This is a genomic window from Aeromonas sp. QDB14 (genome assembly GCF_027707845.1).
GTDB lineage: Bacteria > Pseudomonadota > Gammaproteobacteria > Enterobacterales > Aeromonadaceae > Aeromonas > Aeromonas caviae.
Map to the genome: position 1 here is coordinate 39,719 of NZ_JAPCJD010000001.1, position 12,247 is coordinate 51,965.

Genomic DNA, 12,247 nt, shown 5'->3' on the forward strand with positions numbered 1-12,247 from the left:
CCTTTTTGCACAGAGGGGCGGATCACCCGAGCTGGAACAGCAGGGGCCAACCCTGCTCGTGGCAGTAGCGGTGCTCCTTTTCCAGGTTCTGCATCAGCAACTTGTTCTCGTCGCACCAGTCCAGGGGCAGGGTGACCACCAGCTGATCCCCGGCGGCCTGCACGTTCCACTCGGGCAGCAGGTTGTCCTGACGCCTGTGGTGGGCCGCCACCGCGAGGCGCAGGATGCGGATGCAGCGCAGCACTGTCTGCTCGTCGTGGTTGGGCAGGGCCGGCAGCTCGGAGAGCTTGAGCCCCTTGCGATGAAAGCGCACCAGGGCCGCCAGCAGGGCCTGATCGTCCTGGTTGAAGCCGGGCAGGTCGGTGTTTTGCAAGATGTAGGCGGAGTGTTTGTGGATGCCGCTGTAGTTGATGGCAAGGCCGATCTCGTGCAGCCGCGCCGCCCAGCCGAGGATGGCGCGATAGGGCTCTTCAGGCATCTCCCAGGGGCCGCTCAGGGCGTCGAACAGGGAGAGGACGCTGCGCTCTACCCGGGTGGCCTGGCGCTTGTCGATGCGATAGTGGGTGCTGAGGGCAAGCGCGGTACGTTCGCGAATGTCGTGATGCTGCAGGCGCTCCTCGAACTCGTAGAGCAACCCTTCGCGCAGGGCGCCGTCGGAGTACTCCATCCGCTCGATGGGCAGGGAGGTGAAGAGCCCGAGCAGGATGGCCACCGCAGCGGCGAACACCCCCTGACGCTCCTCGGTGAGGCCCGCCAGTTTGAGCTGATCGACCCGCTTGTGCTTGAGCATCTCTTCCTTCAGCCGCTCCAGTCCCGCCAGGGTGATGGCACCATCGGTCCACTCTTCCCCCTGCAACACGTCGCGCACGGTGCGGATGGAGCCCGAGCTGCCGAGGCAGCTCTGCCAGCCCAGCTTGCGGTACTGGTTGATGATGGGGGCGAGCTGGTGCTGGGCTTCCAGCACGGCGGCGTTGAAGGCCTTCTCGCCGAGCTTGCCGTTGCCAAAGAAGCTCTGGGTGAAGCTCACGCAGCCCATCTTGCGGCTGGTGAGCGCCTTGTGCTCAAACCCTTCGCCGATGATGAGCTCGGTGCTGCCGCCGCCGATGTCCACCACCAGCACCTGGCCCTCGATGTGCTGGGTATGAGCGACCCCCTGATAGATGAGGCGGGCCTCTTCCTGGCCGCTGATGATCTCGATGGGGTGGTTGAGCACCTTGGCCGCCTCGCGCACGAAGTCGCGGGCGTTGCTGGCGCGGCGCAATGTGTAGGTGCCGGCGATGCGGATCTGATCCGGCTTGATGTTGGTGAGCCGCTCGGCGAACAGGGCGAGGCAGTCCAGCCCGCGCGCCATGGCCTCCTGGGACATGCGGCGCTGCTCATCCATCCCTTCGGCGAGGCGCACTCGCTCCTTGATGCGATCGATGATCTGCATCCGCCCCTCGGTGAGGCGGGCAATGACCATGTGGAAGCTGTTCGATCCCAGGTCGACAGCGGCGTACAGACTATTGTCCATGGTTTGACTCTATGCGTTTGAGGTAGTCGTAAATCGCCACTTGGGAACGGACCTTGCGGCGGTTGCCCCGCTTCACGTACTCGTTCTTCTGGTCGGCATCGATCACCCGCGCCTTGCAGGTATCACTCAGTTGTAGCTCGAGAATATCGAGGATGCGCTGCTTGAGCCGCTCGTCATAGATGGGGGTGCCCACCTCGATGCGACCGTCGATGTTGCGGCTCATCCAGTCGGCACTGGAGATATAGAGCTGAGGATTGCCCTTGTTGTGGAACACCATCACCCGCGGATGTTCGAGGAAACGGTCGATGATGCTGATGACCCGGATGTTGTCGCTCAGGCCCGGCACCCCCGGGCGCAGGGCGCACATGCCCCGGATGATCATCTGGATGGGCACCCCGGCCTGGCCGGCGGCATAGAGCCGGTTGATGAGGTCTCTGTCCACCAGGTTGTTGATCTTGAGGGTGATACCGCTGGGTTGCCCCGCCTTGGCGTTGGCCAGCTCGTTGTCGATGAGGCGATAGAGCTGGCGGCGGCTGTTGATGGGGGAGACCAGCAGGTGGTTGAACTTGTAGCGCCGGTACGGGTACTCGATGTACTCGAACACGCTCTCCACCTCGGCTGTGATGTCCGGATGGCGGGTCAGCAGGGAGAAGTCTGTGTAGATCTTGGCGGTCTTCTCGTTGAAGTTGCCGGTCCCGATATGGGCGTAGCGCACCGCCTCGCCGTTCTCGTGGCGGGTGATGAGGCAGAGCTTGGAGTGGATCTTGAGGCTGGGCACCCCGAACACCACCTTGACGCCTGCGTCGGTCAGGATGTTGGCCCAGTCGATGTTGGCCGCCTCGTCGAAGCGGGCGCGCAACTCCACCACCACGGTCACCTTCTTGCCGTTGTTGGCGGCGTCGATGAGGGAGTGGATGATCCGCGACTTCTTGGCCACCCGGTAGATGTTGATGCGAATGGCGCTGACCGCCGGGTCGAAGGCCGCCTGGCGCACCAGCTCGGTGAAGTGGTGGAACTTGTGGTACGGGTAGTAGAGCAGGATGTCCTGCTTGGCGATGGCGTCGAAGGCGTTGACGAAGCCGTCAAAGTCGCGGCAATCGAGGGCCGGCAGCTTGGGGTTTTCCAGATAATCCCGGCCCACATTGGGGAAGCCGATGAAATCCTTGAAGTTGTGATAGCGCCCACCGGGCATGATGGCGTCGTAGGAGCTGATCTGCAGCTTGAGCTTCAAGAAGCTTATCATGGCCGCCGGCATCTCCCGCTCGTAGACGAAGCGCACCGGCATGGCGGTGAGGCGCTGTTTCAAGCCGTCACTCATCTTGTCCACCAGGCTGAGGTCCAGCTGGTCGGAGAGGTCATACTCGGCATCCCGGGTCAGCTTGACCGCGTAGGCGGCAATCTCGTCGTAGTCGAAGAAGCCCTTGAAGATCTCGTCCAGACAGAAGCGGATAACGTTGTCCAGGATGATTATCTGCTTCTTGCGACGGGTGCCCTCCGGCGGTAGCTGGAAGAAGCGGGGCAGATCGTCGGTGGGCACTTCCACCAGGGCGTACTGGATCACCTGGCCGTTCTTCTTCATCTCGATGGCGAGATAGGTGTGCTCGTCTTTCAGGAACTTGACCGGGTTGACCTCCTTGTTGAGGAGGATGGGGATGATGTGGCGCAGCACCTTTTCCCGAAAGAAGATCCGCAGCCACTGCTGGATGGACTCGGAGAGCTGGCTTTCGTTCACCAGGAAGATGTTGTGGCGGGCCAGCGCGATCAGCAGCTCCTTGTAGGTGTTGTCGAACGCCTCGCCGAGCGCCATCACCTTCTGCTGGATGGCGCGCAGCAGCACCTTGGCCTCGTCGTCGCCGCCGTGGACTTCGTTGATGAGGATGCGGCGCTTGACGTCCGACACCCGAACCTTGAAGAACTCGTCCTGATTGGAGGAGAAAATCCCGAGGAAGCGGACCCGCTCGATGAGGGGTACCGTCTTGTCCATCGCCTCTTGCAACACCCGTTCATTGAATGAGAGCCAGCTAAGCTCTTTCTCTTCATACTGCTTGTCGGTGCTCATCTGGTGCCTCTTTGCTCTGGTTGCGTCTGCGCGGAAGTTATGGCGTCAAACCATGACAAATTTATGACAGGCGACACTATTCGCTCAGATCCTGATCGATGTCGACGACGAGGTCGTCGGAGAGGGACTCCAGGGCCGTGACGAGATCGTCCAGTTCGAGCTGCGGCGGCAGGGCCACCAGGGCGTGGGCATAGAAGAGGGGGGCGCCTGAGTGGGGCGCAGGTTCGCAACCTGTGGTGAGGTCGGCGACGTTGATGTTGAGCTGTCGCAGGATGCTGGCCACTTCGTGGACGATGCCCAGTCTGTCGTTGCCGGTGACGCTCAGCATCACCTGATGGGCCGGTTGCGGGCTCAGCTGCCCTTCGGCGAAGCTCACGGTGAGGCCAGGCAGCATCACCAGGGCCTCGCACAGGCTGCGGTAATGCTCGTCAGGCACGGCGACGTGCAAAATGCCGGCAAATTGCCCCGCCAGCTCGCTCATGGAGCTGGCCAGCCAGTTGCCCTGCTGCCGGGTGATGGTATCGGCCAGGCTCTCGACGATCCCGGGTTTGTCTGCGCCGATCACGGTGACGACCAATTGCTTTTGCATCCTGCTCTCCTTGAATGGGGCTGCGTGGGGTCCGTTGACACCTGGCGGCGACGGGGTGCGCGCCAGAACGTCCATGGGCTCTAGCATTGTGCCTGCTGTGACAGGCCATATGAAGCCCGCCTTGCGCAAATTCAGTGAAAAAACGCGAATGCCGGGACGGGCTTGATTTCTGCGCTGCCTGAGTCGCTTTCCCCGTGGTAGAGTGTGCCCCTTCCTCTGGTGTGAACTGAATTTGTCTTGTAAACGGGATGTGCGTGTATGAATAGCCTTGTCGTATCGGGAGCCGTGTTGCTGGGGTTGCTCCTGCTGGTGATCGTCTGGCGCAGGGAGAAAGGGGGCAAGGCCGAGCCCTATGATCTGCAGGAAACCTTGATGAGCCCAGCCGAGCGCACCTTCTTCGGGGTGCTGGACCAGGCGGTGGGGGACAAGGCCCGTGTCTTTGCCAAGGTACGAGCCTCCTATGTGCTGACGCCCGAGGCGCACCTTGGCAAGGGCAAGCGCCAGCAGGCGCTCGGTAAGATAGGGGAGAAGCACTTCGATTTTCTGCTCTGCCACCCGGCGGATCTCTCTTTCCTGTGTGCCGTGGAGCTGGATGACGAGGGGCACCGCCACCAGAAGCGCAAGGCGCGGGATCTCTTCCTGAAGGCGGCCTGCGATGGCGCCGGTCTGCCGCTGTTGCAGATCCCGGCCAGCAGCCGCTACCAGGTCGACGAGTTGCGGGAGCAACTGCTGCCCCTGCTGGCGAGAACGACGGCGCCGGTGGATGACCTGCTGCCCGGAGAGCGCCGCGAACCGACCTTCAGCCCGCTGCTGCTCGATGGTGTCGATCTGGGTACGTCACACCCGGGGGCTGCCAGGGAGCCCCAGGTGCCGCCCCCCCAGGCCGAAGAGGCAATGCCCGCGTTGATGGAGGAGAATCCCTTCCTCGATCCGGATGAGGAGGAGCCCCGGGAGACGACCCCTCATTGTCCCCGCTGTGCCGCGCCCCTGGTGGCACGGGAAGCACGAAAGGGTCCCCATGCCGGTCGCCTGTTCCTCGCCTGCAGCCGGTTTCCCGAGTGCCGCTATGCCGCTCCCCAGGAGAGCGTGAAACACTGATCCCTCCTCTGACGCCGCACCCTGTCGGCGTCATTCTTTCCCCTTCGCTGGTTTTCATCCGATACTCAATCTGGCTGGAAGCGTGATCCCCGTCCCGCCAGGGTCCGGGAGGATGCGACAAGCTTTGACAATCCGCCAGAATTTTGGCACTTTGTCCCCCTTATGACACAGTGCGAAATTGGTTTTAATAAGCACTTAAAAAACAATAACTTGGCGTCAGGTGTGAAATATGGATAGGATGGCTATGGGTGTGCTGCTTGTTGATGCCGATGATGTGCGGCGCCAGCAACTGGGGACTGTGCTCTCCTTCATGGGGATCCCCTGGCAGGAGGTGGTGGAGAGCGATCTCGATGTGGCCATCGAGACTGCCGGGCCCTTGCAGGGGATTCTGGCCGGGGAACTGCGCGAGCGCGCCCTGAGTGAGCTGCTTGCCGCCCATCCTCGTCTGCCCTTTCTCTCCCTGATGCCGGCGAGCCATGGTTGCAGCAACTTCATCGGGGTGGCCGAGGCGCCCTTTACCTATGAGTCCCTTACCCGTCATCTGCACTTCTGCCAGGCCTTCATCTCCCTGCATCCTCGTCATCAGACCCACGACAAGGATCAGACCCTGCTGCGCCTGCTGGTGGGCAAGGGGAGGGGCATCCAGGAGGTGCGCCGTCTCATCGGCCAGGTGGCCGAGACCGACGCCAACGTACTGATCCTCGGTGAGTCCGGGACCGGCAAGGAGGTGGTGGCTCGCGCCATCCACGAGCTGTCCGCCCGAAGCGCGGGCCCCTTCGTGCCCATCAACTGCGGCGCCATTCCGGCGGAGCTGCTCGAGAGCGAGCTGTTCGGTCACGAGAAGGGGGCCTTCACCGGTGCCATTGCCGCCCGGCGCGGCCGCTTCGAACTGGCCCAGGGGGGCACCCTCTTCCTCGACGAAATCGGCGACATGCCGCTGCCGATGCAGGTCAAGTTGCTGCGGGTGCTGCAGGAGCGCCAGTTCGACCGGGTCGGGGGCGGCAAGGCCGTCCAGGCCGATGTGAGGGTGATCGCGGCGACCCACCGGGATCTGGAAGCCATGATCCGCACCCAGGCGTTTCGCGAAGATCTCTACTACCGCCTCAATGTGTTTCCCATCGAGACCCCCCCCCTGCGGGATCGGGCCGACGACATCCCGCTGCTGCTGCAGGAGCTGCTCAATCGCCATGCCGAACAGCACAAGGGGATCATCCGTCTGACCCAGCGCGCCATGGAATCCCTGATGCAGTACGCCTGGCCCGGCAACGTGCGCGAGCTGTCCAACCTCATCGAGCGCCTGCTCATCCTCTATCCGAACCAGATCGTCGATGTGGCGGATCTGCCCGGCCGCTATCGCCTGCTGCCCTGCGAGCCACGAGATGAACGGCTCACCGAGATGGACGAGCGGGACGCCCTGGCTGCCGTGTTCCAGTCCCCACCAGAGCTGGATCCCGGCATCGCCATGCCCCTGCCCATGCAGTTGCCCCAGGAGGGTGTCAACCTCAAGGAGATGCTGGCCGACCTCGAGGTGGAGCTGATCCGCCAGGCCCTGGAGTCCCAGGACGGGGTGGTGGCCCGCGCCGCCGACCTGCTCAGCATGCGCCGCACCACCCTGGTGGAGAAGATGAAGAAGTACGGCATGAGCAAGGACAATTGAGGTCAATGCTTTGACGCATTGACCCAATGCATTGATAAATAACGCCTATTTTGCTGGCATGGAAATTGAATAAGCTGACTCAATCGCCAGTTTGAGGTCAGCTTTATGACAATCTTGCAGCAGGATGCCCCCCTCCAGTCACATGAAGTGAGTCAGCTTTACGCCATCTTCACGGCGCTGCCGACCGGCGTCCTGCTGCTCGATGGCGAGGGGCTGATCACCCGCGCAAACCCTGCCGCCCTGGCGCTGCTGGGAGAGCCACTGGAAGGCCTTTCCTGGCGCCAGATCATCGCCCGCTGCTTCGAGCCCCGTGAGGATGACGGTCACGAGATCTCCTTGCGCGACGGCCGCCGGGTCCAGCTGTCGACCCAGCCGCTGCCGGATCAGCCCGGCCAACTGGTGTTCATTACCGACTTGACCGAGACCCGCCAGTTGCAGGACAGGGTCAACCACATGAAGCGCCTCTCCGCCCTTGGCAACATGGCGGCTTCCCTGGCGCACCAGATCCGCACCCCGCTCTCCGCCGCCATGCTCTATGCGGCCAATCTGGCCAACCGCACCCTCAAGCCTGAATCCCGCAGCCAGTTCCAGCAAAAATTGATGGCGCGCCTGCAGGATCTCGAGAAGCAGATCAACGACATCCTGCTGTTTGCCCGCAATGGCGACAACCAGGTGGTGGCGCCCCTCTCGGTGCAGGGCTTGCTGGCGGAAGTGCAGGCGGGGGCCGACGCCTTCTGCCAGCAGCAGGGCTGCGCCTTGCATCTGGAGGCCCCTGAGCCCGATCTCTGTCTGCTTGCCAACAGCAGTGCCCTGGCGGGGGCCATCAACAACCTCATCGCCAACGCCCGGCAGGCCGGTGCCGATTCGCTCCTGGTGAGCGCTGTACGCAGCGGCAACCGGGTGGAGATGCGGGTCATCGACAACGGCAAGGGGATGGCCCCCTCCCTGCTCAACCAGATCTTCGAACCCTTCTTTACCACCCGATCCCAGGGCACGGGCCTCGGTCTTGCGGTGGTGCAGTCGGTGGTACGAGCCCATCAGGGGGAGGTAAGCGTGGCCTCGGTCCCTGGCGAGGGCACCTGTTTTACCCTGTCCTTCCCCCTGCATCAGCAACAGGTTCAGTTGGGGGGCGTGGCATGAGGCGCGCAAAAGCCGGAGCGCCGGTGAAGATGATTCTCGACAAGGCCATGTTGGTTGTAGGAGGTGTGGCATGACCCAGGCTCGCATTCTGGTGGTGGAAGATGACAACGGTCTGCGCGAGGCGCTGGTGGATACCCTGCTGCTCGGTGGCTATGAGTGCCGCGAGGTGGACAGCGGCGAGCGGGCCCTGCTTGCCCTGTCCCGTCAGCGCTTTGACATGGTGATCTCCGACATCCAGATGGGGGGCATGGATGGTCTGACCCTGCTCGCCAACATCCGCCAGCAATATCCCCAGGTGCCTGTGCTCCTGATGACTGCCTACGCCAACATTGACGGGGCGGTGCGCGCCATGCGCGAGGGGGCGATCGACTATCTGGCCAAGCCCTGCTCCCCCGAGGTGCTGCTCAACCAGGTCAGCCGTTATGTGCCGGCCCAGAAGGTGGAGAAGCGTGCCGTGGTGTACGGGGACCCCAGGACTGCGGAGCTGTTCCAGCTGGCGACCCGGGTGGCCAGAAGCGAAGCCACCGTCATGGTGACCGGACCGAGCGGGACGGGCAAGGAGGTGTTGGCTCGCTACATTCACGACCACTCCAGCCGGGCAGAGCAGGCCTTCGTCGCCATCAACTGCGCCGCCATTCCGGAGAACATGCTGGAGGCGACCCTGTTTGGCTACGAGAAGGGCGCCTTCACCGGTGCGGTGCAGGGGTGCCCTGGCAAGTTCGAGCAGGCTCAGGGAGGAACCCTGCTGCTCGACGAGATCACCGAGATGGATCTGGGGTTGCAGGCCAAGCTGCTGCGGGTCTTGCAGGAGAAAGAGGTGGAGCGGCTCGGCAGCCGCAAGATGATCCCCCTGGATGTGCGGGTCATTGCCACCAGCAACCGGGATCTGAAAAAAGCGGTGCAGGACGGGTTGTTCCGCGAGGATCTCTACTACCGCCTCAACGTCTTCCCCCTGCGCTGGACGGCGCTCTGGGAGCGCCCGGGGGACATTCTTCCCCTGGCGGAGCATCTGCTGGCGCTGCATGCCAGCCAGATGGGGCTGCCGTCGCCGCAGCTTGCAGAGGACGCCCGAGAGCGTCTGATGGCTCACCCCTGGCCCGGCAACGTGCGCGAGCTCGACAACGTGGTGCAGCGCGCCCTGATCCTCTGTCCAGACGGCCTCATCGACTGTGAGCACCTGATCCTGGAAGAGACGGACGAGACCCAGGTGCGCCCGCTCGAGCGGCTGTCAGGGGAGGGGCTCGGTGGCGAACTCAAGCAGCAGGAGCACCAGATCATTCTGGATACCCTGCAGGAGTGCAACGGCAGTCGCAAAGCGGTGGCCGACAAGCTCGGCATCAGCCCGCGCACCCTGCGCTACAAGCTGGCCCAGATGCGTGACGCCGGCATCGAGCTGCCCGCCTAGGCCTGACAGGCGCATGGCCTTGCCGGGCCGGCTCGATTATCATGGGCCCTGACGATCGGAATCCGGCTCCCCGCACAGTGCGTGGGGAGCCCAGCTAGGAGACCCCCATGATCTCTCATCGTAAACTGGAAAGCCTGCTCAACCACCTGCTCGAACCCCATGCCATCAAGGATTACTGCCCCAACGGCCTGCAGGTGGAGGGGCGCGAGCGCATTCGCAAGGTGGTGACCGGCGTCACCGCCAGCCAGGCCCTCATCGATGCCGCCGTGGCCGCCGATGCTGACGCCATCCTGGTCCATCACGGCTACTTCTGGAGCGGCGAGCCGGCCCAGATCACCGGCATGAAGCAGCGTCGTCTCAAGACCCTGTTGACCCACGACATCAACCTGTTTGCCTACCACCTGCCGCTGGACGTGCACCCCGAGGTGGGGAACAATGCCCAGCTTGCCAGGTTGCTCGGCATCAAGGTGCGTCGCGGCCTCGAACCCTGGAACAGCAAGAGCGTCGCCATGGTGGGCAAGCTGGAGGAGCCCATGAGCGGCAGCGATTTTGCCAAGCTGATTGCCGAGCGTCTCGGTCGCGAGCCGCTTCATTGTGGTGACAGTGGTCCCGAGCTCATCCGCTCCGTGGCCTGGTGCACCGGCGGTGGTCAGAGCTACATCAGCCAGGCGGCGGAGCAGGGCATCGATGCCTTCATCTCCGGCGAAGCCTCCGAGCAGACCATTCACACCGCCCGGGAGATGGGCATGCACTTCTACGCCGCAGGCCACCACGCCACCGAACGTTACGGCGTCAAGGCGCTGGGAGAGTGGCTCGCCACTGTACACGGGTTGGAGGTGACCTTTATCGATATCGACAATCCGGTGTAGGGCCGATTAGCCGCGCAGCGGCGTCATCGGACGTGATGACAGCCATTGCGCAGGTCGATGGAAATGACAAGGGAGGCCTGAGCCTCCCTTGTTGTGTCTTACTGCTGCTCGCGGTTACTCGCTGGCATAGCCTGCCAGGCCAAGCTGCTTGCCATCGAGGAAGGCAGACCCTTCTCGCATCTGCAAGCGCCCTTCACAGAACCACTGCACCACCAGGGGGTAGATGCTGTGCTCCTGCACCTGGACCCGGGCGGCGACCTCGTCGGCACTGTCCCCTTCGAAGATGGGGACCCGTGCCTGGAGGATCACCGGGCCGCCGTCGAGCTCTTCGGTGACGAAGTGGACGCTGGCGCCGTGCTCGTCATCACCGGCCTCGATGGCGCGCTGGTGGGTGTGCAGACCCTGGTATTTCGGCAGCAACGAGGGGTGGATGTTGATCATCCTCCCGGCAAAGTGCCGCACGAGGTCGGCGCTCAGGATCCGCATAAAGCCGGCCAGCACCACCAGATCCGGCTGATAATCCGCCATCAGGGCCAGCAGGGCGGCATCATACTCCTCCCGGCTGGCGAACTGCTGCTGAGCCAGGATGGCGGTTGCCACCCCGGCTTCCCTGGCACGCACCAAGCCATAGGCATCAGCCTTGTTGCTGATGACGCCGACCACCTGACCGACAATCTTGCCGCCGGCACAGCCGTCGAGGATGGCCTGCAGGTTGCTGCCGCTGCCTGAGATGAGGACGAGGATGCGTTTCATAGGGGAGGTCATCTGGCCGTTGATCTGATCATTCATTGAATGATGACCTGCTCCTCACCATCGGCCGCCTTGGCGATGTGGCCGATGTGCCAGGCGTTCTCGCCTTCGGCCTTGAGCAGGGCCAGGGCCTTGTCCAGCTGATCCGCCGGCAGGGCGATGATCATGCCGACGCCGCAGTTGAAGGTGCGATACATCTCGTGGCGGGTGACGTTGCCTGCCTGTTGCAGCCAGCTGAACACCGCCGGCCACTGCCAGCTCTGCTCGTCGATCACCGCCTGGGTGTTGGCGGGCAGCACGCGCGGGATGTTCTCCCAGAAGCCGCCGCCGGTGATGTGGGACAGGGCGTGGATCTCGCACTCCTTGATGAGCTTGAGCACGGGCTTCACGTAGATGCGGGTCGGCTCCAGCAGGGCGTTGGCCAGGGTGGTATCACCCAACGGCTGCTGCACGTCGGCCTTGGAGACTTCCAGGATCTTGCGAATGAGGGAGAAGCCGTTGGAGTGGGGACCGCTGGCGGCCAGGGCGATCAGGGCATCCCCTTCGCCAACCTTGCTGCCGTCGATGATCTCGCTCTTTTCCACCACGCCGACGCAGAAACCGGCGATGTCGTAATCTTCCCCTTCATACATGCCAGGCATTTCGGCAGTTTCACCGCCAACCAAGGCACAGCCGGACTGTTCGCAGCCGGCGCCGATGCCGGTGACCACGGCAGCGGCAGTGTCCACGTCCAGTTTGCCGGTGGCATAGTAGTCGAGGAAGAAGAGGGGCTCGGCGCCCTGCACGATGAGGTCATTGACGCACATGGCGACCAAGTCGATCCCCACAGTGTCGTGCTTCTTCAGGTCGATGGCCAGACGCAGCTTGGTGCCCACCCCGTCGGTACCGGAGACCAGTACCGGTTCCTTGTAGCCAGCAGGGATTTGACACAGGGCCCCAAAGCCGCCAAGACCACCAAGGACTTCAGGACGACGAGTGCGTTTTGACACGCCCTTGATACGTTCAACCAGTGCATTGCCGGCATCGATATCTACGCCAGCATCCTTGTAGCTCAGTGAGGTTTTGTCAGTCACGCGTATTCCCCGTCATATAAAGAAGTGGAGGGTAAAATTCGGGGCGTATTCTACCAGTGGGCACGAAAAACCAGAAAGAAAATCGTTTGCGCGT

The 12,247-nt window shown here is 63.0% G+C and carries 10 protein-coding genes; 5 read left to right on the forward strand and 5 right to left on the reverse strand.

Features of this window, described 5'->3' with window-relative positions:
• Window positions 1-22: 22 nt before the first annotated feature.
• The 3 genes from ppx to PG887_RS00210 form a co-directional block, all read right to left on the reverse strand.
• Window positions 23-1,513, reverse strand: a complete 1,491-nt coding sequence (ppx, locus tag PG887_RS00200) for an exopolyphosphatase (RefSeq protein ID WP_039040239.1) — start codon at window positions 1,511-1,513, stop codon at window positions 23-25.
• Window positions 1,503-3,572: a polyphosphate kinase 1 gene (gene ppk1 / locus PG887_RS00205; RefSeq protein ID WP_010675282.1), complete on the reverse strand. Its 2,070-nt coding sequence runs from the start codon at window positions 3,570-3,572 to the stop codon at window positions 1,503-1,505. Before ppk1 ends, ppx begins: the two co-directional genes overlap by 11 nt.
• Before the next feature lie 76 nt (window positions 3,573-3,648).
• A complete protein-coding gene (locus PG887_RS00210) occupies window positions 3,649-4,161 on the reverse strand; it encodes a glycine cleavage system protein R (RefSeq protein WP_270820975.1) in 513 nt (170 codons plus the stop codon).
• A 258-nt stretch (window positions 4,162-4,419) separates the two neighbouring features.
• Here PG887_RS00210 and PG887_RS00215 point away from each other — a divergent pair, with 258 nt between their 5' ends.
• The 5 genes from PG887_RS00215 to PG887_RS00235 all read left to right on the forward strand — a co-directional run bounded on the left by PG887_RS00215 (window position 4,420) and on the right by PG887_RS00235 (window position 10,330).
• A complete protein-coding gene (locus tag PG887_RS00215) occupies window positions 4,420-5,259 on the forward strand; it encodes a DUF2726 domain-containing protein (RefSeq protein ID WP_270820976.1) in 840 nt (279 codons plus the stop codon).
• 238 nt (window positions 5,260-5,497) lie between these two features.
• A complete protein-coding gene (locus tag PG887_RS00220; protein ID WP_270821004.1) occupies window positions 5,498-6,916 on the forward strand; it encodes a sigma-54 dependent transcriptional regulator in 1,419 nt (472 codons plus the stop codon).
• A gap of 105 nt (window positions 6,917-7,021) precedes the next feature.
• The gene (locus PG887_RS00225; protein WP_042879582.1) at window positions 7,022-8,056 is read left to right on the forward strand and encodes a sensor histidine kinase; all 1,035 of its coding nucleotides are present in this window, start codon (window positions 7,022-7,024) and stop codon (window positions 8,054-8,056) included.
• 70 nt (window positions 8,057-8,126) lie between these two features.
• Entirely contained in the window at window positions 8,127-9,461 is a 1,335-nt protein-coding gene (locus PG887_RS00230; protein WP_270820977.1) for a sigma-54-dependent transcriptional regulator, read from the forward strand.
• A gap of 107 nt (window positions 9,462-9,568) precedes the next feature.
• On the forward strand, window positions 9,569-10,330 hold the full coding sequence (locus PG887_RS00235; RefSeq protein WP_010675276.1) for a Nif3-like dinuclear metal center hexameric protein: 762 nt from the start codon (window positions 9,569-9,571) through the stop codon (window positions 10,328-10,330).
• 114 nt (window positions 10,331-10,444) lie between these two features.
• On the opposite strand, the gene purN is transcribed toward PG887_RS00235, so the two are convergent.
• Together purN and purM are read right to left on the reverse strand one after the other, a co-directional pair.
• Window positions 10,445-11,083 carry a phosphoribosylglycinamide formyltransferase gene (gene purN / locus PG887_RS00240; protein ID WP_270821005.1) on the reverse strand — a complete coding sequence of 213 codons (639 nt, stop codon included), beginning with the start codon at window positions 11,081-11,083 and terminating at the stop codon, window positions 10,445-10,447.
• A 32-nt stretch (window positions 11,084-11,115) separates the two neighbouring features.
• On the reverse strand, window positions 11,116-12,153 hold the full coding sequence (gene purM / locus PG887_RS00245; RefSeq protein WP_010675274.1) for a phosphoribosylformylglycinamidine cyclo-ligase: 1,038 nt from the start codon (window positions 12,151-12,153) through the stop codon (window positions 11,116-11,118).
• Window positions 12,154-12,247: the final 94 nt, after the last annotated feature.

Bases quoted from the DNA above. Each gene is read 5' to 3' on its own strand.
- ppx (WP_039040239.1), bottom strand. From the start codon at position 1,513: ATGGACAATAGTCTGTACGCCGCTGTCGACCTGGGATCGAACAGCTTC.
- purN (WP_270821005.1), bottom strand. From the start codon at position 11,083: ATGAAACGCATCCTCGTCCTCATCTCAGGCAGCGGCAGCAACCTGCAG.
- PG887_RS00210 (WP_270820975.1), bottom strand. From the start codon at position 4,161: ATGCAAAAGCAATTGGTCGTCACCGTGATCGGCGCAGACAAACCCGGG.
- PG887_RS00220 (WP_270821004.1), top strand. From the start codon at position 5,498: ATGGCTATGGGTGTGCTGCTTGTTGATGCCGATGATGTGCGGCGCCAG.
- PG887_RS00225 (WP_042879582.1), top strand. From the start codon at position 7,022: ATGACAATCTTGCAGCAGGATGCCCCCCTCCAGTCACATGAAGTGAGT.
- ppk1 (WP_010675282.1), bottom strand. From the start codon at position 3,572: ATGAGCACCGACAAGCAGTATGAAGAGAAAGAGCTTAGCTGGCTCTCA.
- PG887_RS00215 (WP_270820976.1), top strand. From the start codon at position 4,420: ATGAATAGCCTTGTCGTATCGGGAGCCGTGTTGCTGGGGTTGCTCCTG.
- PG887_RS00235 (WP_010675276.1), top strand. From the start codon at position 9,569: ATGATCTCTCATCGTAAACTGGAAAGCCTGCTCAACCACCTGCTCGAA.
- PG887_RS00230 (WP_270820977.1), top strand. From the start codon at position 8,127: ATGACCCAGGCTCGCATTCTGGTGGTGGAAGATGACAACGGTCTGCGC.